The organism is Rahnella sp. BCC 1045 (assembly GCF_019049615.1).
Classification (GTDB): domain Bacteria; phylum Pseudomonadota; class Gammaproteobacteria; order Enterobacterales; family Enterobacteriaceae; genus Rahnella; species Rahnella contaminans.
Window position 1 is genome coordinate 1 of the sequence record NZ_JAFMOZ010000034.1, and the last position, 803, is coordinate 803.

General features: G+C 32.9%; 1 protein-coding gene and 1 pseudogene. Both read right to left on the minus strand.

The genetic code is table 11. The annotated features are described in order from the left end of the window. Positions 1 to 200: retron Se72 family effector protein (locus J1782_RS00185; RefSeq protein WP_217151895.1), on the minus strand; the 200-nt coding region annotated here is incomplete at its 3' end. After that, positions 197 to 803: pseudogene (locus J1782_RS00190) on the minus strand (hypothetical protein); the annotation flags it as partial. The gene J1782_RS00185 and the pseudogene J1782_RS00190, both read right to left, overlap by 4 nt.

The window sequence follows — 803 nt, forward strand, 5'->3', positions numbered from 1 at the left end:
ATATTATATGCTCTGGGACCTTTTGCTAACGCCTGGATAGTAAAAGATACTTGGTCACCAGCATTAAGATATTTATCATCCCCGTTAATTTCAGAGTAAAAGAAAAAAACGTCCTTTCCTTTTTCCCTTGTGATAAATCCCCAACCTTTAAAAGCGTCGAATGTCTTCACCATGCCAAAAAAAATCTCTTCATCATTCATAACCATATCTCTTTTTTGGTTGGCATCGTTCTAAAGTGGGATTTCAATTTCTTCCGCCACACCCTTGAAAGTGCCTTATTATTTCTAGATAAAATACCTAACTTGCCATAAACTTTATTTATCGTATCAACCTGCCCATATTTTAATTCCAGCTTTGAATCTATTCTTAAAACGCTTTTGCAGACACGAATTATCTGATTTTTTTCATTATCATCATATAATGGGAAGATATTAGAAAGTCTTTCCCTCAGTGCTTTATGATTCGACTGATCAAGGCGATTTAACTTAGCGACAAGCCCAGAAGTCTTATTCCACAATTCATGATATGACTCTTGATATTTTTTTGCAGAATATTCATTTTCACATACACGAACCATCAATCTTATATATCGTCTTTCATTCCTAGTTGTTTTAGGTAGCGCATGACCTACCCAGAGTCCAGTCACCTGAAAACCATTCTTTTTTTCTTTGATATTCTCAATTTTATTTTTTTTCTTGTTTAATTTGAGATCATATTTTTTAAACATACTAATAACAGACTTTATTGAATTACCAATCAGATTTTCACTGAGATCTTTTGATGACGAAATAGTAATATCATCT